Annotated in this window: 19 protein-coding genes and 1 riboswitch; of the genes, 16 read left to right on the forward strand and 3 right to left on the reverse strand. The window is 41.6% G+C overall.

Annotated elements, in window-relative coordinates; all coding sequences use genetic code 11:
• Positions 1 to 61: 61 nt before the first annotated feature.
• Entirely contained in the window at positions 62 to 2,284 is a 2,223-nt protein-coding gene (locus tag HPK16_RS02865) for a glycoside hydrolase domain-containing protein (RefSeq protein WP_181675506.1), read from the reverse strand.
• 462 nt (positions 2,285 to 2,746) lie between these two features.
• Here HPK16_RS02865 and HPK16_RS02870 point away from each other — a divergent pair, with 462 nt between their 5' ends.
• From HPK16_RS02870 to HPK16_RS02895, 6 genes are all read left to right on the forward strand, one after another.
• Positions 2,747 to 3,787, forward strand: a complete 1,041-nt coding sequence (locus tag HPK16_RS02870; RefSeq protein ID WP_181675507.1) for an aspartate-semialdehyde dehydrogenase — start codon at positions 2,747 to 2,749, stop codon at positions 3,785 to 3,787.
• A gap of 27 nt (positions 3,788 to 3,814) precedes the next feature.
• On the forward strand, positions 3,815 to 5,038 hold the full coding sequence (gene dapG, locus HPK16_RS02875) for an aspartate kinase (RefSeq protein WP_181675508.1): 1,224 nt from the start codon (positions 3,815 to 3,817) through the stop codon (positions 5,036 to 5,038).
• A gap of 4 nt (positions 5,039 to 5,042) precedes the next feature.
• Positions 5,043 to 5,924 (forward strand): 4-hydroxy-tetrahydrodipicolinate synthase, encoded by an 882-nt coding sequence (gene dapA / locus HPK16_RS02880; RefSeq protein ID WP_181675509.1) that lies wholly within the window; start codon positions 5,043 to 5,045, stop codon positions 5,922 to 5,924.
• 18 nt (positions 5,925 to 5,942) lie between these two features.
• Positions 5,943 to 7,613 (forward strand): ribonuclease J, encoded by a 1,671-nt coding sequence (locus tag HPK16_RS02885; RefSeq protein WP_181675510.1) that lies wholly within the window; start codon positions 5,943 to 5,945, stop codon positions 7,611 to 7,613.
• A 698-nt stretch (positions 7,614 to 8,311) separates the two neighbouring features.
• Positions 8,312 to 8,962 carry a DUF4352 domain-containing protein gene (locus HPK16_RS02890; RefSeq protein WP_181675511.1) on the forward strand — a complete coding sequence of 217 codons (651 nt, stop codon included), beginning with the start codon at positions 8,312 to 8,314 and terminating at the stop codon, positions 8,960 to 8,962.
• Positions 8,963 to 9,011: 49 nt separating this feature from the next.
• Positions 9,012 to 9,527, forward strand: coding sequence for a GNAT family N-acetyltransferase (locus HPK16_RS02895; protein ID WP_181675512.1), 516 nt, complete (start codon positions 9,012 to 9,014; stop codon positions 9,525 to 9,527).
• A 45-nt stretch (positions 9,528 to 9,572) separates the two neighbouring features.
• Here HPK16_RS02895 and HPK16_RS02900 read toward each other — a convergent pair whose 3' ends face one another.
• Entirely contained in the window at positions 9,573 to 11,174 is a 1,602-nt protein-coding gene (locus HPK16_RS02900; RefSeq protein WP_181675513.1) for an ABC-F family ATP-binding cassette domain-containing protein, read from the reverse strand.
• Positions 11,175 to 11,604: 430 nt separating this feature from the next.
• Positions 11,605 to 11,712: riboswitch (TPP riboswitch) on the forward strand.
• 80 nt (positions 11,713 to 11,792) lie between these two features.
• Between HPK16_RS02900 and thiT the strand changes: the two genes are divergently transcribed.
• The 10 genes from thiT (at position 11,793) to HPK16_RS02950 (ending at position 21,689) form a co-directional block, all read left to right on the forward strand.
• A complete protein-coding gene (gene thiT, locus HPK16_RS02905) occupies positions 11,793 to 12,353 on the forward strand; it encodes an energy-coupled thiamine transporter ThiT (protein WP_181675514.1) in 561 nt (186 codons plus the stop codon).
• Between the two features lie 32 nt (positions 12,354 to 12,385).
• Positions 12,386 to 12,844, forward strand: coding sequence for an energy coupling factor transporter S component ThiW (gene thiW, locus HPK16_RS02910; protein WP_425487909.1), 459 nt, complete (start codon positions 12,386 to 12,388; stop codon positions 12,842 to 12,844).
• 566 nt (positions 12,845 to 13,410) lie between these two features.
• Complete coding sequence (locus HPK16_RS02915; RefSeq protein ID WP_181675516.1) at positions 13,411 to 14,595, forward strand: betaine/proline/choline family ABC transporter ATP-binding protein; 1,185 nt, start codon at positions 13,411 to 13,413, stop codon at positions 14,593 to 14,595.
• A gap of 18 nt (positions 14,596 to 14,613) precedes the next feature.
• Positions 14,614 to 15,267 (forward strand): ABC transporter permease, encoded by a 654-nt coding sequence (locus HPK16_RS02920; RefSeq protein WP_036061955.1) that lies wholly within the window; start codon positions 14,614 to 14,616, stop codon positions 15,265 to 15,267.
• 15 nt (positions 15,268 to 15,282) lie between these two features.
• Complete coding sequence (locus HPK16_RS02925; RefSeq protein WP_181675517.1) at positions 15,283 to 16,203, forward strand: osmoprotectant ABC transporter substrate-binding protein; 921 nt, start codon at positions 15,283 to 15,285, stop codon at positions 16,201 to 16,203.
• A 15-nt stretch (positions 16,204 to 16,218) separates the two neighbouring features.
• Entirely contained in the window at positions 16,219 to 16,890 is a 672-nt protein-coding gene (locus tag HPK16_RS02930; protein WP_181675518.1) for an ABC transporter permease, read from the forward strand.
• Between the two features lie 69 nt (positions 16,891 to 16,959).
• A complete protein-coding gene (locus HPK16_RS02935) occupies positions 16,960 to 17,463 on the forward strand; it encodes a kinase (protein ID WP_181675519.1) in 504 nt (167 codons plus the stop codon).
• 78 nt (positions 17,464 to 17,541) lie between these two features.
• Positions 17,542 to 17,871, forward strand: coding sequence for an ArsR/SmtB family transcription factor (locus tag HPK16_RS02940; RefSeq protein WP_181675520.1), 330 nt, complete (start codon positions 17,542 to 17,544; stop codon positions 17,869 to 17,871).
• Positions 17,868 to 18,278, forward strand: coding sequence for an SRPBCC family protein (locus tag HPK16_RS02945; protein WP_181675521.1), 411 nt, complete (start codon positions 17,868 to 17,870; stop codon positions 18,276 to 18,278). The genes HPK16_RS02940 and HPK16_RS02945 overlap by 4 nt, the downstream gene beginning before the upstream one ends.
• A gap of 240 nt (positions 18,279 to 18,518) precedes the next feature.
• Positions 18,519 to 21,689 carry an ATP-binding cassette domain-containing protein gene (locus HPK16_RS02950; protein WP_181675522.1) on the forward strand — a complete coding sequence of 1,057 codons (3,171 nt, stop codon included), beginning with the start codon at positions 18,519 to 18,521 and terminating at the stop codon, positions 21,687 to 21,689.
• 61 nt (positions 21,690 to 21,750) lie between these two features.
• Here HPK16_RS02950 and HPK16_RS02955 read toward each other — a convergent pair whose 3' ends face one another.
• Complete coding sequence (locus HPK16_RS02955) at positions 21,751 to 22,038, reverse strand: hypothetical protein (RefSeq protein WP_181675523.1); 288 nt, start codon at positions 22,036 to 22,038, stop codon at positions 21,751 to 21,753.
• Positions 22,039 to 22,100 lie beyond the last annotated feature (62 nt).

Here is a 22,100-nt window from a genome sequence, read left to right on the forward strand (position 1 = left end):
ACCTCCTTATACGATAAAATAAATCTACATCCATTATACAACGAATGTAGATTTATTAGTACTATTTACTGGATGAATTATCTAATACCACTTTAATAAGTAATATTAATCCAGCTATTGATAACGCTAAAGGTGCAGCAACGACAGTCCCTATTGTAGAAACAGCATAGGCACAGTAAAGCAAGCCACCTACAACAGAGGTTTTTAATGAACCGGTGAGTACAGCTTCGGATACTGCATTCATTTGTGTGTCAAGTTCTCGGTTTTTATTATCAAATATTAGCGAAACGCTCATGGAGGCATTAGTTTTATAGTTATTCGTGACTTCAATTTCTGGAACATTTGCTGTAATTGTAACTGTCAATACATCCTTAGCGGGCATCCATTTTACAGTAATATCGCCTACCACTACTTTGGTTGCTAAATCAGCCACAACTTTTTTTGCATTTCCAGCATCTTCTGTTGATAGGGAGCCGGTCCAATTTGCTAATTCTTGTTGAAATGAAGCGTTGACTTTCCCATCTTTTATAGAGATGGTAGTTCCTCCACTACCTGAGTTCACTAATTTTGCACTTGCAGTAAATGCAACGGTTAAATTTGGTGATATTACTCGTACATTAGTTTTCTCCATCTCTAACTCAAACGTAACTTTATCATCAACCAATGTAGCTAAGCTAGGTGTTCCATACAAAACATCACGAATCCTCATCAAACGCGCACGATTAATCGCTGCGGAATTCGGTGTATCGCTTACTGGTGGTGGCGTCACAACTGAAACGCCTTTATCCACGCCGGAATAGGTTACTTTATCAATGTCTAATTTCCCGTTTCCTGTGCCGATTGACATTTCGAAATATTGGTCGAATGCCCAGTCATCAGGCATTGGGAAGCCGAGGTTGCCGCTGAATCCTGTGGACATATCGGCAACGAAGACGTTATCGACAAGGCCGGCGTTTTTCAGACGGCTACATACATTGCGGGCGCCGTAAACGCCGATTTGGTAAGAACGCAAATCTTGATTTTGCTTAAAAGCGGCGCGTAGATTTTGGAAGTAGGGCGTGATTAAATCTGTAATTTGGTAATCGTATGCGTCGAGATCTACCGCGAAATAAATCGTTGTTCCTGCTGGGAAACCAAGGTTGTATGCGGCATCAATAGCTTTATAGCCGTCGCTAATACCTTGAAGTGGAACCTCGAAATACGGAATTTCATAGCCGCCGTCTTGATAGATTGGGAAGATTTTCAGGCCTTTTTTCAGGATTGCGGCGATTTCTGTCGGATTCATCGCTTTCGGAACTCGAGTGCCACCGCGGATGACATTCCCTGTTAAATAGCGGCCAACGTAGCGGTAACCGGCATTCCATAGGGTATCAATCTGGTCAGTATTCAGGACGTAAGAAGTATCGCAGGCAGTCGCGCTTCGGTTCGTATCGCCAGAACTCGACAGCAGCGCTTTGAACGTGCCCATATTAATCGCGCCAGTCGTGATGCTCATTTTCATAAATTCTTGATAGCGCTTCACCAGATTCGTTGTTTCCGCGTCATACGTACCGCTAAATTGATTGATCGGCAGACCGTTACACGCAAGGCTGTATTGCAAAAGTAGAACGAGCGCTTTGTTCGATGTGAACGTTGGAATCAGATTGGTCAGACTTGTCGTCGTCCCTGGTCCAAAATTGCCGTTTGCCGTCGTGCGCGCCATTCCTTCTTCTTTCTGCAGGGCGTAAATCAGCGCGGTATTCGTATCACGACCGTATAAACCGTCACATGGAACAAGTGTACCAATCCAAGCGCTGTAATCTCGATTTAGATTCTGCTGGACGGTCCGAACGGCGATATTGCCACCGCTTACTGTCTGGAACGCGCTCATATTGAGCAGGGATTTCATAATAATCGCTGATACAACACCATCTTGTGTCGCGAGTCCGGCGTCTTTTTGAAACATTTTAACGGCGATTTGCGTTTGTCCACCGAACGTTCCTGTAAACCCACCAGGACTGTAGCCTTTACAATAGAACGCGCCTTGCAAAATATAGTTGATGTTGCTTGGTTTGGCTTCGCTTGCTCCGATTGTCAGTGGTTTGAATGCTTTCTCCGTTCCCGGTCCGAAATTATCGGCGGTAGGTGAGATGCCAAGCTCGATTTGAAGGGCGCGCGTTAGGGCATACACCGTCGTCCATCCTGTTTTCCCGTTCTCAGGAATCGTTTGATAATCGCCTTTTGCGACATAACCTTGATACGTTTTGTTCAACCAACTCTGTACTGTTTTTACCATTTCATCCATTGTTGTCAACTCCAATTCTCTATTTATGTTGTCTTACAAGAACTATTTTATAATGAAAAAACGTGTTCAAAATGCAGAAAAAATGCAAACAGGTTTTCAGCTACGATAAAAATTTTCAATTTCTCCTCAAAATCCCATGCAAAAACCTGATAATTACCGCCTTTTATGGTATGATAAGTTAAATGTAAAAAAACAGATTAGGATTATATTCAATGGAAATCGGCGACAAGCGCTCGCATTCAGGAGATTCGGCAGACTTCCGGTTCTCACATACACGAGTATGCTCCGCTTCCGGCTTCCACCAAATCTCCTGAATACAAACGCTTTCGCTCGATTTTGAGTAAAGCAGAAATTACGTCTTACTCGAAAATTATTGGTGTTGAGGATAGTTCTAGATTTATAGTAATGATTTTCACACCCGATATTTTCGACAAAATATATCAAAATCTAGGGGGAAATAGAATGACAAAAAGTTATCATGTAGCCGTTGTTGGTGCGACTGGCGCTGTTGGGACTCAAATGATTCAATTACTGGAAGATGTGACGTTTCCGATAAAGGAAGTTTCGTTTTTATCTTCGGCGCGTTCGGCAGGTAAGAAATTAACGTTCCGCGGGGAAGAAGTTGTCATTAAAGAAGCAACGCCGGATAGTTTTGCAGGTGTGGATATTGCTTTGTTTAGTGCTGGCGGTTCTATTTCTGAGCGTTTTGCCAAAGATGCTGTGGCTCATGGTGCGATTGTGATTGATAATACGAGTGCGTTCCGGATGCATCCTGATGTGCCGCTTGTTGTTCCTGAGGTGAATCCAGAGGCTTTGCGTGATCATAAAGGCATTATCGCGAACCCGAACTGTTCGACGATTCAAATGGTCGCGGCGCTTCAACCGATTCGTGCGGCTTATGGCCTAAACCGGATCATTGTTTCGACGTACCAAGCCGTTTCTGGTTCTGGCATTCAAGCGATTGAGGAGTTGCAAACGCAGTCTCAAGCTATTTTGAGTGGGGAAGAGTTTACGCCTGCTGTGATGCCGGTGAAAGGGGACAAGAAACATTTCCAAATCGCGTTTAATGCGTTGCCACAAATTGATGTTTTCACGGATAATGACTATACATACGAAGAGATGAAGATGGTCAATGAAACGAAGAAAATCATGAGTGATGCGTCGATGAAAGTGGCGGCAACATGTGTGCGTATTCCAGTTATCACGGGCCACTCGGAGTCTGTTTATATTGAAGTGGAGCAGGATAATGTGAAGGTTTCTGAAATTCAAGAGCTACTGCGCAATGCTCCTGGTGTTGTTTTGGAAGATGATACCGCGAACCAAGTTTACCCACATGCGGCGAGTTCTGCTGGCAAAAAAGAGGTTTTCGTGGGGCGCGTTCGTCACGACTTAGACGATTCGAAAGGGTTCCACATGTGGATCGTATCGGACAATTTGTTAAAAGGCGCTGCTTGGAATTCGATTCAAATTGCTGAATCATTAATCGAACAAGAAATCATCTGAAAACGCGAAATAATTGAGGTGTAACGAATGAAAATTATCGTGCAAAAATTTGGTGGGACTTCCGTTCAGAACGAGGAGTCCCGCCAGCTTGCATTTAATCATTTACAGAATTCGATCGATCAAGGCTATAAAGTGGTCGTCGTTGTTTCGGCGATTGGCCGAATAGGTGATCCATATGCGACGGACACATTGCTTGAGCTCATCGGCGCGAAGGAAACGCGGTTGTCGTTACGCGAGCAAGACATGTTGCTTTCTGTCGGCGAAACGATTTCTACCGCAGTATTCACAAACATGCTTTTGGAAGCTGATATCAAAGCAACGGCGTTTTCAGGCGCGCAAGCTGGTATCAGGACATCCGGCGAATATACGGCTGGCAAAATTTCCGAGGTTGATGTGACGCGTTTACGTGAAACATTGGAAACGGTGGATATCGTTGTCGTTGCTGGTTTCCAAGGAAGCGCGCCAAATGGTGATATCACAACGCTTGGTCGTGGTGGAAGCGATACATCTGCCGCAGCGCTTGGCGTCGCACTTGCCGCCGAACGGGTCGATATTTTTACGGATGTCGATGGCATGTATACGGCTGATCCGCGAATCGTGAAAAACGCGCGTTCATTACCGACTGTGAGCTATAATGAAGTTAGTAATATGGCGTATCAAGGTGCCAAAGTGATTCATCCGCGTGCCGTTGAGATCGCGATGCAAGCCAAGATTCCGCTTCGCATTCGCTCGACCTATTTGAAGGGTGAGGGGACGCTTGTCACATCGCAAACTGAGGTCAGTGGTCGTTTTGACGTGAAAGAACGCCTCGTCACTGGTATCGCGCATGTGACGAACTTGACGCAGCTTCGTGTTAAAACGGATAGTGTGCATACGCAACAGAAAGCTTTCGCTATTTTAGCTGAGGCAAGTATCAGTTTAGATTTTATCAATATATCGACAAACGAAATCGTGTTCACTGTGCCAGAACGAAAGCGTGAGCATGTGTTGACACTTTTAAAAGAAGTATCCTACGTGGCAGAAACGACCGAGAACTGCGCGAAAGTCTCTATTGTTGGGGCTGGCATCGCCGGTGTCCCAGGAGTTACCGCCAAAATCGTGTCCGCCTTATCCGCGAAAAACATCGCTATTTTGCAATCCGCAGATAGTCATACCACCGTTTGGATTCTAGTGGAAGAAATGGATTTAATCGCCGCCGTGAACGCACTTCATGACGAATTTTGCATTGAAAATGAGTTGGAGGAGGAATAACATAATGGATTTTGGAAAAGTAGTGACAGCAATGGTGACGCCGTACAATTCCGAGAAAGATAAAGTGTGTAAAAAAAGGATTCATCGCTTAGTCAACCACCTCATTGAAAACGGATCGGATGGGCTTGTAGTGGCAGGTACGACCGGGGAATCACCAACGATTTCGCATGATGAAAAAATCAAGCTTTTCAAACAAGTCGTGGAAACAAATCAAGGTCGCGCGAAAATTATTGCGGGGACGGGTTCGAATAATACAGCAGAAACGATTGCCTTCACGAAAGAAGTAGAAGAAATCGGTGGGATTGACGCGGTTTTGATTGTGGCACCGTACTATAATAAGCCTAATCAAGCTGGCCTTTACGCTCATTTTGCGGCAATTGCAGAGGCGACGACGCTACCAGTGATCATTTATAACATTCCGAGCCGTTCGATTGTGAATATCGAGCCGGAAACGATTATCGAGCTTTCAAAAATCGAGAACATCGTTGCGGTCAAAGAATCTAGCGGTAATTTTGACAATATCACAAAAATTATTGCAGAAACTGGTGATGATTTCGCGGTGTATAGTGGTGATGACAGCTTTACTTTGCCAATCTATGCGCTTGGAGGAGTCGGCGTTATTTCGGTTGCGAGCCACATTATTGGGCCTGAAATGCAGACGATGCTTCGTGCTTTTGATGAAGGCGATACGAAAAAAGCCGCGCAGATTCATGGCAAACTCGTACCGTTAATGAATACGTTATTCATCGCGCCAAATCCAACTCCAGTGAAACATATGGTCAACAAACTCGGCGTTGACGTTGGGCACGTAAGATTGCCACTCGCGCCGTTAACAGAAACAGAGATAACAACTATCGAAACAGTATTCAAAAATTATTTAAAATAAGAGGAAGGAGGAATAACTTTGACAATTAAAAAAGCAAAACACATTAAGATTATCCCACTTGGCGGTGTAGACGAAAGTGGAAAGAATTTATACGTTGCAGAAGTGGATGAATCTATTTATATTATGGATGCAGGTTTGATGTTCCCAGAAGACGAACTATTGGGCATCGACGTCGTTATTCCAGACATTAAATACTTAGAGGACAACCAAGATCGGATCGAGGCGATTTTCCTAACGCACGGTCACGAAGACGCAATTGGAGCTTTGCCTTATGTACTTGCAAAGATTAAAGTGCCAGTTTACGGGACAGAGCTGACAATCGCTCTTGCCAAAGCGGCATTAAAAGAACATAAAAAAGTACGCTTCAACGATTTCCGTATTGTTGATGGCCAAACGAAATTATCATTTCCAAATGTGGATGTAGAGTTTTTCCGCACAACGCACTCGATTCCTGATTCTGTAGGGATTGTTCTGAACACATGTGAAGGCGCGATTGTCTATACAGGCGATTTCAAATTCGATCAATCAGCAAAATTAGGTTATGAAACAAGCCTAGGTCGCATCGCTGAAATCGGCGAAAAAGGCGTACTTGCTTTACTATCCGATAGCTCAGAAGCAGAACATGCTGGTGCTACATCCAGTGACAGCCTTATTGACGAAGAGATTCGCCACGCTTTCCATTCCGCGCCAGGTCGCGTTATCGTTGCGTGTGTCGCATCTAATTTGGTTCGTTTACAACAAGTTCTGGATGCATCGTTCGCGACAAACCGCAAAGTAGCAATTGTTGGGAAAGAACTAGAACGCGTTTTTGACATCTCTGTGAAATTAAACAAGATTCAATTACAAAGCGAAGATCTCGTTATTCCACTAAAAGAAGCGAAGAAATTACCACAAGACAAGCTAGTTATCATTGAAACAGGTAATCTCGGCGAACCAATTCAATCATTACAATTGATGACACAAGGCAAGCATCCAAAAGTAAACGTCGAAAAAGGCGATACAGTTTACATCACAACAACGCCATCGCCATCATCAGAAACTATTTTGTCGAAAACGATTGATATGCTTTATAAAGCTGATGCAACCGTATTAACGATGAACCGCGATTTATTCGTATCCGGTCACGGTAGCCAAGACGATTTAAAACTAATGCTAAACTTAATGAAACCAAAATACTTCATCCCAGTTCACGGCGAATACCGCATGTTGATTGCCCACGCTAAATTGGCATATCAAGTCGGCATCCCGAAATCAAACGTATTCGTAGCTGGAAAAGGCGAAGTTATCGAATATAAAAATGGCCGTATGACTGCTGGAAACCGCGTGTTTGCAGGTAATACACTAATTGATGGACTTGGCGTAGGAGATGTGGGTAATATCGTATTACGCGATCGTAAACTACTATCAGAAGACGGTATTTTCATCGTTGTTATCACGCTAAACCGTAAATCTAAAGCAATTATTTCCGGACCAGAAATTATCTCACGTGGATTTATCTATGTTCGCGAATCCGAGCATTTGCTTGAGAAATCTTCTGAAGTCGTGACGAAAATTGTTGAGAAGAATTTACAAGACAAAGAATTCGAGTGGGCGAAATTAAAACAAGATATCCGCGATCAGCTGAATCGTTACTTGTTTGAACAAACGAAGCGTCGCCCGATGATATTGCCGATTATAATGGAAGTATAGAGAAAAGCTGAAACGGCCCGTTCAGCTCCGAAAAAAACTGGAGCGGCCGCAATAAAAATCCACACTTGGTTTTTGTGGAGGGCGTGAAGTTTTCGAGGAGTTGGCCCTTGAAGCTAGATCTAGTGAAAAGCTGAAAGAGCCCGTTTAGCCTCGACAGAAATTGTTAGGGGCGCAGTGAAAGTACTCTTTTGACTTTTACGGAGGCTCCGAAATTTCCGAGAGGCTGGCCCTTGAAGCTAGATCTGGAAACGATGATACGTCAAAAAACGGAGCGTTCCCGCAACCCGTGATTGCTAGGTTGGGAATAACTACTGAATTATTATTAGTCTGGCTCTTGAAGCTAGATCGAAGGCGTGAAACATGACGTTGCGCATGATTAGATGCTTTAAAACATGGAGTTTCAATATTTGAGTTGTGATGATTCAGAGCTCGGCGTATAAGAGCCACGGGTGGATTACATGCTCGCTGCGCTCTCATGCATATTGCGGCTCTAAATCGGCAAATGATGCCTCATAAGAGCCGCAACAACAAACTGCATATCGACAGAAAACGTCGCTTTAACTCCAAATTCCAAGGAGCTAAGGCGACGTTTTCCATGAATAAAATCCTGCAAAGATTAATTCAGCAAAAGATGCTTTATAAGAACTTCAACATGTGGTATAGTACAAGAATAACAATCAAGCAAGGAGAGTTAAAACATGGCCATTTGGTTAACATTATTGGGTTTTGCATTTCTAGCGTTCATCGTTGGACTTATCTTGTTATTCGCCCAATCCAAACGCAAAATTGGAATTTACGTCGTGAGTGGCGCCAGTCTTATTATTATCGCCTCTATTATTGGCGTATTTATCTCATTTGGCAACTACAATAAGTTGCAGCAACAAGTCGCAAGTTACACTTCTGATAGCAAGACAGGAAACTCAAAATCAGAGGGCAAGGAAACATACAATGTGAACTGGCACAATAACGCTGACGGAATGGACAAGAAAATTTCAACCGTCACCGTCGAGAAAAAAGTCGTCCACTCAACGATGGAAGACAAGGATATGCCAGGTACATTAACAATCGCCATTGAAATTAAAAATAACACAAAAAACGAATTACTAAGCTACCCGTTGCAAGGTGAGTTAACGACAGTCAATGGTCAGCAATTGGCAGCTGATATTATTTTATCAGATCTTATCGATGGCAAAATGAAGCCAGGAGCGACAATTAAAGGCACTATCGTGTTCCCGCTTGATAAGCTGGATAAAGTATCAGATATCGAATGGTTCCAATTTTCATGGTCAACGTATAATAAGGATAAGCTGATTAAGAGTGATACAGGACGACTTAATTTGAAAAAATAATGAATAGCACTTCCTAAATCAGGGAGTGTTTTTTGTTTGGGAGGAAAAAATGTATAGGATTCGTTTAGCAGAAATAGGTGATGCCAGACAGCTATCTGAAATTCGCTTACAAATCGATGGGGAAACGGAAAATTTGGATAGGCAGCGAGGCGAGGATTTCATTGATGAAGCAGGTTTTCGAGAAATCATCCAGTTTGATAAAGCATCGTTGAAGAATCTATTTTTAGTCGCAGAAATAGGAGGGGATATCGTTGGTTTTTCAAGGTGTGAGGGGAATGTCCTCAGCCGTTCTAGTCATAAGGTGATCTTTGGTGTGGCAATTCTAAAGGCGCAATGGGGGAATGACATCGGCTCAGAACTATTGGCGAAATCAATACAATGGGCAGATAATCACGATATCAGGAAAATGACGTTATCGGTTATAGAGACGAATAAAAAAGCCATTGATTTATACGGAAAATTCGGTTTTGAAATCGAAGGGTGTTTGAAAGCGGATAAAAAACTGGCCGATGGGAAATATTACGATACGTATATCATGAGCAAAAACACAAAAGAAAAGCAGTAGAAAAGCCATTTTAGAGGCCGTTCTACTGCTTTTTAAGGATTTATCTTATTCTGTCACATTCAATGCTTCAGCAAGATACTCATCATATGAAATTTCTTTATTGTAGAACTGATCTTTCGAAAGGTTGACGATACGAGTCGCGACACTTTGTAAGAACTGGTGATCATGTGATGCGAAAATCATCGCGCCTTTAAACTGAATCATACCGTTATTTAACGCAGTAATCGATTCTAAGTCTAAATGGTTGGTAGGCTCGTCCATAAGGAGTACGTTTGCGCCAGAAAGCATGTTTTTCGATAGCATACAACGAACTTTCTCACCACCGGAAAGAACACGAACTTTCTTCAACACTTCATCACCACTAAACAGCATACGACCAAGGAAACCGCGAAGGAATGCTTCACTATCGTCTTGTGGAGAATATTGACGCAACCATTCTACAAGATTCAAATCATTTTCCTCGAAGAATTCTGAGTTATCTTTCGGGAAATAGCTTTGTGTTGTTGTTACACCCCATTTATATTCACCTTCATCCGGTTCCATTTCACCAGCAAGGATTTGGAAGAATACGGTTTTTGCAACTTCATCGTCACCAACAAGGGCAACTTTGTCATTACGATTAATAATAAAGCTAACGTTATCAAGCACTTTCACGCCATCAATCGTCTTAGAAAGATTCGTTACAGTAAGGAGATCATTCCCAACTTCGCGGTCAGGATTGAACTGTACGAACGGATAGCGACGACTAGAAGGTTGGATGTCCTCCAGCGTGATTTTATCGAGCATTTTCTTACGGCTGGTCGCTTGCTTAGATTTCGAAGCGTTGGCCGAGAAACGTGCGATAAAGGCTTCCAATTCCTTGATTTTCTCCTCTTTCTTTTTGTTGCGATCGCCCATCATTGTTTGGGCTAGCTGGCTAGACTCATACCAGAAATCATAGTTACCAACATAGAGCTTAATTTTGCTGAAATCAAGATCGGCAATATGCGTACAAACTTTATTTAAGAAGTGACGGTCATGGGAAACAACGATAACCGTGTTTTCAAAGTTAATCAAGAATTCTTCTAACCAATGAATCGCTTTAATATCCAGATGGTTGGTAGGCTCATCTAGAAGTAAGATATCAGGTTTGCCAAACAGCGCTTGTGCTAGCAAAACTTTCACTTTGTCGCCACCGGTAAGGTCTTTCATTAGTTTATCATGTAAATCGGTCGTAATTCCAAGACCGCTAAGTAGAACTGCTGCTTCTGGTTCTGCGTCCCAACCATCAAGCTCTGCAAATTCACCTTCAAGTTCTGCAGCACGAATACCATCTGCATCACTGAAATCTTCTTTTGAATAAATCGCATCTTTTTCTTCCATGATTTTAAATAACTTCTCATGTCCACGAATAACGGTTTTTAGAACAACTTCCTCATCATATTGGAAATGATCTTGCTTCAAAACCGTCAAACGTACACCAGCAGGAATATGCACGTTACCACTTTGTGAATCAAGCTCACCAGAAAGTACTTTTAAGAAAGTAGATTTACCAGCGCCGTTCGCACCAATAAGACCATAACAATTTCCTGGTGTAAATTTAATAGAAACATCTTCAAATAATTTTTTATCGCCAAAACGTAAAGATACATTATTTACAGTTAACATTTTCGTCCTCCCAAATTCGCGCGTTTTCAACTGAAATTTTCATATTGAATGCCAAAAACGCAATTACTCCTATTCTATCATGAATAAGCACGCATTGAAAGAGCAGGGAACTGGACTTTCTAAAAAATGCTGTTATAATAAAAACCAGATAAACAAATAAGTCGCCGAGATTACAAATCAAGGTTGGTTTATTTGCAAATCCATGATTAGAAATTATTCTATTGAACGATAGACCGCAAAACTACTGTTATCACGTAGGAGCTGTCTTCGCTTTAAACAAATTGAGCGAAAGCGTTTGTATTTCACTAGTTCCGTGGAAGCCGGAAGCGGAGTGTACGACTGTACATGAGAACCGGAAGTCCGCGGAACTAGTGAAATACGAGCGCTTGTCGCCAATTTATCTAGAGTATGATCTATTTCATGAATAGGACGTTACCACAGGGGGGGCTTTGGCTGAGATTGATTCCTGATTTTTAGGATTCTGACCCTTTGAACCTGTTCGTTAATACGAGCGTAGGGATTGTGGCGAATGAAGTGGTATCTGATACATAATTTGACGATATGACTCCTTTCTTCTGCGGTACGTTTTTTTACCAAAAAAAGAGAGGGGTATTTTTTATGCGTAATACGCGATTATTAACGATGTTGGAATGTGCTATTTTCGCAGCACTAGCAATGGTTCTCAGTTTTATTCCGCTTGATATTGGATCATCTTTTTCGATATCGCTTGGTATGATTCCGATGTATATCATTGCGATTAGACGTGGCTTTTGGGCTGCTGGTTTTTCTGGGTTATTGTGGGGGTTACTTCATTTTGTGACTGGAAAAGCCTATATTTTGAGTCCGTTACAAGGATTTATCGAGTATATCGTGGCTTTTGCGTTCATCGCTTTTGCAGGTGTTTTCGCGGTACAAGTTCGTGGCTATTTGAAAGAGGAGAAATTAGGTAAAGCGATTGGCTGGGCTTGGGGCACGATGGTTGTCGGTGGTTTGGCAAAGTATTTCTGGCATTATCTTGCAGGTGTTTTGTTTTGGGGAGCATACGCATTCAAAGGTTGGTCCGCACAAATATTCTCGCTTGTGATGAATGGCGCCAGCTGTATCGCGACGATTATTGTAGCTGGAATCATTGTTTCCGTCCTGATGAAAATTTCACCGAAGCTATTCTTACCTAAATAATTATGGTACTAAAAAAATGGCTTTATACAGCGATGCTAATTGCGATTTCTTTTATAGGAAGTAGTCTTATAGCTGTACCAGTCGGATTTGCTAAAATTGCTCCCGTGCAACATTTGGTAAATTTGATTAGCGCTGTGATGCTTGGGCCTGGATATGCTGTTGTGCAAGCATTTGGAACCTCTGTGTTGCGGAATCTCTTTGGAACTGGTACTGTTTTTGCGTTTCCTGGGAGTATGGTCGGTGCGTTATGCGCAGGTGTGCTTTACAAGTATACGAAAAAGCTTTGGCTGGCAGCTGTTGGCGAAATTGTCGGAACGGGGATTCTCGGTGCTTTGATATGCTACCCGATTGCGCGATTATTTCTAACGCAGCAAATGACGATGTGGGTCTTTATTCCATCTTTCTTTTTGAGTTCTCTCGTTGGAGCGCTGATTGGCTATGCTATCTTAAGGAGAATTGATACTAGATTGAAACTTACGAATCGATTTTAGGAAAAATAGTGTACGATGGTTTTTTCCATGTTTCAATGAAGACAGGAGAAGATGAGTATAGTATTACCTAGAATTGGAGCCATTTTTCGATTTTGCGAATTCAAGTCCATATCCATATCCGAATAAAAAGCCTCCAATTTCAAACACAAATCCTCATTTTTATAAGAAATTTCAAAAGTTCCCTAAGTGCCTATGAGTAGTGCATTTGGTGGAGCTTTTTTCTATCTGAATAGGCATATATGAGGCAGGAGGGTTCGCTTTTTGATTTTGGTTACGTTATAATGAGGTTTAGAAAGGGCTGTGTTATTTGGAATAGAATCAACATTTTGATTTCTTACTCGCTATAACTGTGTTCTAAATTATACAACCAGTTAAAAGTTGAGAAGCGCTAATTCCCAACTTTTATTTCTTTTTATTGATAAGTTTTTCCATCATATTCTTTTGTTCTATGAAATGTTTCGTTATAGGCAGGGATGGGAATACATACGTCGTGGATCAATGGGTTCGTTGATTCAAAGCTTTCACACTAGCGATATGCTAGCTAATTAAACTCGGAGGTGTCTAGATTGCTAAGATTTGAGCATGTTTCAAAAATTTACAAGGGCGGTAAAACGGCGGTCAATGATCTAAACTTAGATATTGATCGTGGCGAATTTATTTGTTTTATCGGGCCAAGTGGTTGCGGGAAGACAACAACGATGAAGATGATTAACCGCTTGATTGAGCCAACAAATGGCCAAATTTTTATTAACGACAAAGATATTATGAAGGAAGATCCGGTGAAATTGCGCCGTTCGATTGGGTATGTGATTCAGCAAATTGGACTGATGCCACATATGACGATTCGTGAAAATATTGTACTTGTTCCGAAACTTTTGAAATGGTCAGAAGAGAAGAAGAATGAGCGGGCGTTGGAATTGATTAAATTGGTCGATTTGCCTGAAGAGTATTTAGATCGTTATCCGTATGAGTTAAGTGGTGGGCAACAGCAACGGATTGGTGTGCTTCGTGCGCTTGCTGCGGAACAGAATTTGATTTTGATGGATGAGCCTTTTGGTGCGCTTGATCCAATTACGCGTGATTCTTTGCAAGAGGAATTCAAGAGTTTGCAACGAGAACTTGGAAAGACGATTATTTTCGTTACGCATGACATGGATGAGGCTATCAAACTTGCGGATCGGATTGTGATTATGCGAGGTGGCGAGGTCGTTCAATTTGATACGCCAGATGAAATTTTGCGAAATCCAGCTGATAAATTTGTGGAAGACTTTATTGGGAAGGATCGCTTGATTGAGGCGCGTCCAAACGTGACGAATGTAGAACAAATCATGAATAATACGCCTGTTTCGATTACGGCGGATAAATCGCTTCAAGCGGCGATTCAATTGATGAAAGAGCGTCGTGTTGATACGCTACTTGTGACGGATGACCAGAATGTGTTGAAAGGGATCATTGATGTCGAAGCAATCGAGCATAATCGCCGGACTGCGACATCGGTTGTTGATATTTTGGATAAAAATGTTTTCTACGTTCGAAAAGATGCGCTATTACGCGATACGATGCAACGGATTCTAAAACGTGGATTTAAGTATGTCCCTGTTGTAGATGAGAAAAACCGTTTAGTTGGGATTGTGACGCGCGCAAGTCTTGTAGATATTGTATATGATTCGATTTGGGGCGATTTAGAAGAAGCTGCCGCAGAGCATGCTGAGGTAACGAAAGAACTTGAAAAAGAAGAAGTGCACGAATAAAATAGGAGGTTATTTTTAATGGACGCGATTACGCAATTTTTCCAAGACAACGGCCATGACCTGCTAGTAAAAACGTGGGAACATCTCTATATTTCGCTATCTGCGGTAATTTTGGGGATTGTTGTGGCTGTACCGGTGGGCATTCTGTTAACACGCTCGCCAAAAATCGCTAATTTTGTGATCGGGATTGTTAGTGTGTTACAAACAGTGCCGTCACTTGCAATCTTGGCTTTTATTATTCCAATTCTAGGCGTTGGTAAAATACCGGCGATTGTGGCGCTATTTATCTATTCTGTGCTGCCAATTATGCGAAACACATTTATCGGTGTTCGTGGTGTTGATAAAAACTTGATTGAATCAGGACGTGGAATGGGGATGACATCTTGGCAACTCGTCAAAAATGTCGAACTTCCTAACTCGATTTCGGTTATTATGGCTGGTATTCGTTTATCCGCTGTCTACATCATTGCGTGGGCAACGCTTGCCTCATACATTGGCGCTGGTGGACTCGGTGACTTTATCTTTAATGGGTTGAACTTATATCGTCCAGATTTAATTCTTGGCGGTGCGATTCCGGTTACGATTTTGGCACTATTAGTAGAATTTTTCCTAGGCAAATTGGAAGTTCGGATTACACCAAAAGCAATTCGTGCTGCAAAAGAGAATATGTAAGGAGGGGCAGTAAAAATGATGAAGAAACAACTCAAACTTGCTACTGTTATCCTGCTTGGCGTGTCTCTTTTATCGGCGTGTGCCTTGCCAGGACTTGGTGGTAGCACAGATGGTACGATTAAAGTGGGGACTATGTCGACAACAGAATCACAGATAGTAGGAAATATCGTGAAGCAAATGATTGAGCACGATACAGATTTAAAAGTAGAAATGGTAAACAATCTCGGTTCTTCTGTCGTGCAACACCAAGCGATGGTAAACGGTGATATTGATATTTCGGCAACGCGTTACACTGGAACGGATTTAGTAGGACCGCTCGGTGAAGAGCCATTAAAAGATCCTGAAGAAGCATTGAAAGCCGTACAAAAAGGGTTTTCTGAGCGTTTCGATCAATATTGGTTCGATTCATATGGTTTTGCGAATACGTATGCCTTTATGGTGCGTCAAGATACCGCGAAAAAATACAATTTGAAGACAATTAGCGATATGCGTCCGGTAGAAGACCAACTTGTAGCGGGTGTTGATAACTCTTGGATGGAGCGTGCCGGTGACGGTTATAAAGCCTTCTCCAAAGAATATGACATCACATTCAAGAAAATTTTCCCAATGCAGATTGGTTTGATTTACACGGCTTTGAAAAATGATCAAATGGACGTCGCGCTCGGTTATTCAACAGACGGCCGAATTCCAACGTACAATTTGGTTGTATTAAAAGATGATAAGCAGTTTTTCCCGCCGTATGACGCGTCACCAATGGCGACAGATGCTATTTTAAAAGAACATCCAGAGCTTAAAACAACGATTAACAAATTGGTCGGCACGATTTCAACGGAAGAAATGCAAAAGCTGAACTATCAAGCAGATGGCGAATTGAAAGAACCGTCGATTGTTGCAGAAGAATTTCTAAAAAAACATAATTACTTTGAAGATAAATAAGGAGGTGTCGACAAAATGGATACATTTTCACAACTCATTGACTATTATCAAAACAATGCAACATACGTGATGGAAGCATTCTGGCGGCATTTCTTGATGAGTGCTTACGGCGTTATTTTTGCAGCAATTGTTGCGATTCCACTGGGGATTTATATTGCTCGCAAGAAGAAATTAGCGGGCTGGGTCATCCAAACCGCGAATGTGATTCAAACGATTCCGGCTCTGGCCTTACTTGCGATGCTGATGCTCGTAATGGGACTTGGGACAAATACGGTTGTACTTTCCTTATTCCTCTATTCCATTTTACCGATTCTAAAAAACACCTACACGGGTATTCAAAACGTAGACGGTGCGCTACTTGAATCAGGAAAAGCGATGGGAATGACGAAATGGCAAGTTTTGCGTATGATCGAAATACCATTGGCGCTCTCCGTTATTATGGCAGGGATTAGAAACGCCCTTGTTATTGCCATCGGGGTAGCAGCAATCGGAACATTTGTTGGCGCAGGCGGACTTGGCGATATTATCGTCCGTGGAACCAATGCAACAAATGGGACCGCGATTATTCTAGCAGGAGCGATTCCAACCGCATTGATGGCCGTTATGGCTGATGTGTTACTTGGCTGGGTCGAACGCAAATTAAACCCCGTGAAGAATAAAAAGAAGAAATTTGTAGAAGTACTATAGCGACAAGCGGACTACTGCCCTTAGCGGGTGGTAGTTCGTTTTTGATTAGAAATGTATAGGAGGATCCTGATGGAAACAAAACTAATTATTATTCGTGGAAACTCAGGAAGCGGCAAAACAACTATTGCCAACGAATTACAAAAAAGGCTAGGCCCAGGAACGCTACTCGTTTCACAAGACATGGTACGTCGTGACATGCTACACGTAAAAGATCGCCAGGGAAATCCAAGTATCGACCTTATTCGAATCATTGCCGAATACGGAAAAGGCAGATCTGAATACGTTATCGTGGAAGGCATTTTAGGCAAATCAATATACCAAAAGATGCTGCGAGCACTTATCCGGTTTTTCGATTGTAAAGCAGATGTCTATTATTTCGATCTCCCATTTTCAGAGACTGTAAAAAGACACCAAACAAAAGCAAATACACACGAATTCGGAGTCGAAAAATTAGAAGAATGGTGGCTTGCAGACGATTACTTAGGAGCGCCAAACGAAATTATGCTGCATGAAAAACTATCCAAAGAAGCGATACTCGATCTTATTTTAAAAAGCTGCCAAACAAAAAGTTGACATGGTACCATATGGTGTCGTATAATAAACATGACAACAAAAGGTGTCCTATTTTTAAAAAGAGAAAAGGTGGTGTGTATGCTTAGCGAAAAAGGCCAAGTGAGGGATGTCTATGATGCTGTTGCCGATCCAACGCGGCGAAAGATACTTCAAATGCTGACAGATGTGGAAGAACTACCCTTATACGAGATAACGGTTCATTTTCAAATGGGCCGCACAGCCGTCTCTAAGCATTTGGCTATTTTGAAAGAAGCCGATCTTGTAGTGGCGCGAAAAGTTGGTCGTGAAACCAGATACCGGTTAAATGCCAAGCCGCTGAAAGAAATTCAAGATTGGGTATCGTTTTATGAAGGATTTTGGAAAGAACGTATGTTAAAACTAAATCAATTATTGGAGGAAGAAAAATGAAACCAGATGTATCATTAGATTTTCAATTCACAAGCTCAGTAGAAAAAGTATGGCATGCACTAACAGACTCGGATATGCTTGCAAAATGGATTTGGAATAACGATTTTAAAGCGATTGTTGGACACAAATTCCAATTCCGTGCAGAACCATCCGAATGGTGGGACGGCATTGTGGATTGTGAAGTGCTGAATATCGACGAGCCAAACTCCATCACATACACGTGGGCAAGCGCTGGCGAAACCACAACAGTAACGTGGACATTGACAAAAAATGCCGATAATACAGTACAGTTGAAGCTAGATCAAAGCGGTTTCAGCGAAGAAACAAAAGCGCGTCCAGGTGCAATCGAAGGCGCGACGTATGCATGGACTGAAATGGGTAATAAACTTAAATCAGTTTTAGCATAAAAATGGCAGACATAGTTTGGGACAAAACTTAAACTAGATGAAGAGTTATAACAAAATCGAGCGAAAGCTTTTGTATTCAGAAAATTTGGTGGAAAAGAGGAAGGCAGACTCACTGCGTTCCTCTTCATATTGAGGTTCTAATTCGTTTAGAACCACAATAAAGTTGAAGTTACATAGCCAGTTGTGCGATAATTAGGGTTCAGCGTATGACTAGATTGAAAGAATGGGGAAGATACCACTATGAAAATAAATCAATTAATTGCGAACAATATTAATCATCTGGATACTGTATTACCACCAGATAAATCACTGGGGATCGCTGGCTTGTCTGGATCAGGGAAAACAACTTTCTGCCAAACGATTGGTGAGGAATCCAAGAAGCGTCTCGTTTCATTGCTACCGAAAGCAGAATATCAATATTTATTTCCTGAGATTATGGATACGAATTTCAGCGCAATCAAAATGGAAGAAATGCCGCTTGTTCTGTTTCTTGGGAAGTCTTCTATTTCCTCGAATCCGCGCTCAACAATTGGGACGCATACCGGTGTTTTTAAGGAAATTCGTGTGACAATGGCAGAAAAATTCGACTTATCGCCAGAACTATTTTCGTTTAATAATGTGCTAGGTTGGTGTACGGGATGTAAAGGGCGCGGTAGTAATAGTAACGTGACGTGTAAAAAATGTGATGGTAAGCGGTTTAATCCCGAAGTTGAGACATATAAAATCGAGTTATTAGGCAAAGAACATAGTATTTCTGAGGTTAATAATTTGAGCATGGAAACACTACTCTCGCTTAAAGACGAATTAAACCTTAGCGAAGGCAAACAGCATATCTTGCAAAATATTATCAATATGAATATCGGCTACTTAACGCTGAATCGTATCATGGGAACTCTCTCAGGTGGTGAATTAACGCGACTTTATCTGGCGGAATTCATGGCAACGAGTGAAAATACCGTGATTATTATCGATGAAATATCGGTCGGTCTCGATCACCAAACCTTATTAAAGATTCTAGAACAAATTAAACAACTAGGCTACAAAAATCAGATTTGGTTGATTGATCACTCAGATACCGTACTCGACGCAACCGATGAGCAGCTATTTTTCGGTCCAGGTAGTGGAAAATATGGTGGTAAAATTGTAGAAGAGTCGCCGCGACCAGCTCCAGTTCTTGTTGGGACGAATCAAGAAGCGCCAGCGGAATACTATCAATTTAAGGATTTACACTGTCGTAATATTCAAATGGCAGAAATCCAAATCCCGAAAAACAGACTTGTCACTTTTACGGGAGAATCAGGATGCGGAAAATCGACGCTTGTAAACGAATGTATCGCAAAAGATTTTCTGAAACGCTATCCGAAAGATAAACTAGTTATGGTTGGCCAAAACCGCAATCAATCGATCACGAGTCGTTCGACTGTCGCGACATTCCTTGATATCAAGAAAAAACTGACGAAATATAGCGATGACATTGACGCTATTTTTGAACGTTCGATTGAAGATATTATTGAGGAGTTACCGAAGCAAGATCTTGCGCACAAACGCTTGAGTTTATTAATAAAATTAGGACTTGGCTATTTGACGTTAGAAAGAAAAACGCAGACGCTTTCCACAGGGGAATTTCAATGTGTGCATCTCGTTTCGGAACTTTTTTCAGGGGCTAAAAATCCGCATACGTTATTCATTTTTGATGAACCATCCAAAGGTTTGTCGCAAAATATTTTAAATCAGTTTATTGATAGTATCCGCGTCATTTTAGAAGATGATTCTGTTTCTATGGTGATGATTGAACATAATGATTACATGCTGGAAGCTTCGGATTTCATAGTTGATTTCGGCAAACGGCAAACCGCACCAGTCGAAAAATTGGATATCGTAACGAATGAGGATTTCTACCGTCAAAAAAGCGGAGAAGTGAGCGTAAAGCCAGCGCCGATTTCTTCTACGCTCAAGTCGCAAACTGGTGTTCATTATTTAGAAGAGAATCATATTGACTACTTCAAAAACGCAGAAAATGTCTATAAAGGTGGTATTTTGAAGAGCTTGTCATCTATGGCTCGCTTGATTTATGGCGAATTCGAATCAGAGAAAATTGCGCCAGTTGTTGCGATAGATTTGGAACGACATTTGTACAGTCAATATAGTTTTCTTTTTGAAATGGGTGGACTTATTAATCATATCGTGGCGTCCCATCCTACGAATAAAGATACGAGAAGTTTCGATTTTTATTCAGCAGATAATCATTGCCCGTATTGTTCAGGCCGTCGCGTGATTGAAGAATTTGATTTCGACGTGGTGATTCAGGACAAAGATGCGCCATTCTGGGAAGGTATGCTGCACCCAGAGGTTATGAAAGTATTAGAGTTTTTCCAATTCCAGAAAATCGAGTTTTTGTTTGAGGAAATTAAGAATGAGCTGGGTCAGGATTTGAGTAAACCTTATAGCAAGCTGACCGAAGCTGAAAAACATACATTCTTATACGGTTATTGGGAGAAATCGTTCTATGATAAAGCGGGCAAAGCAACGAGAACTTGGCAAGGTTTTAACCAAATTATCGGTCGCTATATCGTTATTTCCAAATCGATTATTAAAGAACAAATGAAGGAAACTAGAAAAGCGGTGACATGTCCGATTTGCGAGGGTAGCGTTCTTGGTCACCACAAAAAATTAACATTTGGCGAAACAGATATTCGTGAGCTAATTCAACAACCTGTAAACCAAGTGATAGCAACAGTAGGCGAGTTACCAGAGCTCTTGAAAATCAAAGAAATTGTTGGTGGAGAAATGCCGCTTACAGAAGATGTATCCTTACTTCCAAGAGTAAAGCAAGTCCCTCTAAAAATGCTAGAACTAGAGCAAGCAAGCTTTGTCGGTTATGAAATGGTGTTGCAAAATGCTGTTCCATTCTGGGATCAAATCGAAGCCAATATCACGGCAATCAGTCATAAAAACCAAGTCACGATTTGTGATTTCCCGAATATCAAAGAGACAAGGGAAACCATCATTGATGCCTATTTTGTCAATGGGAAATACAAAAAGCTGACATACGTATACGAAGCATTTGGCTATAAAAAAATCGTCACGCAAATCAATAAAGTGAAGAAAGCCCAGCCGTGCCCGTTCTGCAAAGGTAAGAAAGTAATCTCAGAAGATGGTCTGCATGATGGCGTTCAAAAATTATCGATACCATGCGTGACATGTTCTGCAACGGGAATTAACGAGGATGGCTTGAAGGAAACGGTGGAAGATATTGCGGTCGGCACTTGGTTGACGGGGAAAGTAAGCGATGTGGTCGCGGAAAGTTCGTTAACAGAAGAAGTAGCTGATATTCTCATTTTCAATCGTATCCGTGAGTTGAATAAACAAGAAATGATGGCAGTTTATGCATGCTTAGAACAAAATAACTAATACAACCAAAAAGCCCAGTGTCTCCGAATTCCAACGGGTAGACACTGGGCTTTGATTCTTTTTAAAATAAGGTGATAAAGTAGACGATGATATAAATAACGCCGATAATAGCCGGGATAATCGAAGCCATCATCAGGAAAATTTGATACATCGGTTTGCGCTTCATCTGCATTCCTTTAATGCTCAAATAAAACCCTAGACAACCAGAAGCTCCCATTAGAATCGCGACAATAAATAATAAACTCTCTGGCCATTTGACATTATACATAAGATACAAACAAATATAACCGAATAAAATAAGTAAAATATTAATATCAACGAGCGCTTTCCATTTCTCATTTTTAGGCATGCGTGTTCCAACTCCTTACACAAGCAAGTATAGCTAAAATCGCGCGGGTATGCAAGTCGTGA

The organism is Paenilisteria rustica (assembly GCF_013820765.1).
Taxonomy (GTDB): Bacteria; Bacillota; Bacilli; order Lactobacillales; family Listeriaceae; genus Listeria_A; species Listeria_A rustica.

Bases quoted from the DNA above. Each gene is read 5' to 3' on its own strand.
- HPK16_RS02925 (WP_181675517.1), top strand. From the start codon at position 15,283: ATGATGAAGAAACAACTCAAACTTGCTACTGTTATCCTGCTTGGCGTG.
- HPK16_RS02945 (WP_181675521.1), top strand. From the start codon at position 17,868: ATGAAACCAGATGTATCATTAGATTTTCAATTCACAAGCTCAGTAGAA.
- HPK16_RS02950 (WP_181675522.1), top strand. From the start codon at position 18,519: ATGAAAATAAATCAATTAATTGCGAACAATATTAATCATCTGGATACT.
- HPK16_RS02930 (WP_181675518.1), top strand. From the start codon at position 16,219: ATGGATACATTTTCACAACTCATTGACTATTATCAAAACAATGCAACA.
- HPK16_RS02935 (WP_181675519.1), top strand. From the start codon at position 16,960: ATGGAAACAAAACTAATTATTATTCGTGGAAACTCAGGAAGCGGCAAA.
- thiW (WP_425487909.1), top strand. From the start codon at position 12,386: ATGCTAATTGCGATTTCTTTTATAGGAAGTAGTCTTATAGCTGTACCA.
- HPK16_RS02920 (WP_036061955.1), top strand. From the start codon at position 14,614: ATGGACGCGATTACGCAATTTTTCCAAGACAACGGCCATGACCTGCTA.
- dapA (WP_181675509.1), top strand. From the start codon at position 5,043: ATGGATTTTGGAAAAGTAGTGACAGCAATGGTGACGCCGTACAATTCC.
- thiT (WP_181675514.1), top strand. From the start codon at position 11,793: ATGCGTAATACGCGATTATTAACGATGTTGGAATGTGCTATTTTCGCA.
- HPK16_RS02940 (WP_181675520.1), top strand. From the start codon at position 17,542: ATGCTTAGCGAAAAAGGCCAAGTGAGGGATGTCTATGATGCTGTTGCC.
- dapG (WP_181675508.1), top strand. From the start codon at position 3,815: ATGAAAATTATCGTGCAAAAATTTGGTGGGACTTCCGTTCAGAACGAG.
- HPK16_RS02870 (WP_181675507.1), top strand. From the start codon at position 2,747: ATGACAAAAAGTTATCATGTAGCCGTTGTTGGTGCGACTGGCGCTGTT.
- HPK16_RS02955 (WP_181675523.1), bottom strand. From the start codon at position 22,038: ATGCCTAAAAATGAGAAATGGAAAGCGCTCGTTGATATTAATATTTTA.
- HPK16_RS02895 (WP_181675512.1), top strand. From the start codon at position 9,012: ATGTATAGGATTCGTTTAGCAGAAATAGGTGATGCCAGACAGCTATCT.
- HPK16_RS02900 (WP_181675513.1), bottom strand. From the start codon at position 11,174: ATGTTAACTGTAAATAATGTATCTTTACGTTTTGGCGATAAAAAATTA.
- HPK16_RS02890 (WP_181675511.1), top strand. From the start codon at position 8,312: ATGGCCATTTGGTTAACATTATTGGGTTTTGCATTTCTAGCGTTCATC.
- HPK16_RS02865 (WP_181675506.1), bottom strand. From the start codon at position 2,284: ATGGATGAAATGGTAAAAACAGTACAGAGTTGGTTGAACAAAACGTAT.